Genomic DNA, 229 nt, shown 5'->3' with positions numbered 1-229 from the left:
GTTCTCATACGTGCGATCGAAGCCGATCAGCAGATCGCGCAGACCGTCCGGATGCACTTCCCAGCCCATCTGCGTGCGCTCGACGTCGGGCAGCGGCACCTCGGTGAAACCGTGCGCGCCGTCGCTCTTCACCTTGGTGCGGAAATAGTAGTTGATGCTGAGGAAGTCGAGCGGCGCGGCAATCGTCGCCATGTCGCCGTCGAGCACGAGCGGCTCGGTGCCCGGCCAC

General features: G+C 65.1%; 1 protein-coding gene. It reads right to left on the bottom strand.

What is annotated here, in order from left to right; all coding sequences use genetic code 11:
* The coding region (locus SB751_RS36065) for a family 1 glycosylhydrolase (protein ID WP_410749734.1) at positions 1-229 on the bottom strand (229 nt) is incomplete at both ends.

This window comes from Cupriavidus sp. SIMBA_020, assembly GCF_046535395.1.
Lineage (GTDB): Bacteria > Pseudomonadota > Gammaproteobacteria > Burkholderiales > Burkholderiaceae > Cupriavidus > Cupriavidus campinensis.
This window is presented reverse-complemented; position numbering and strand designations above follow the sequence as displayed.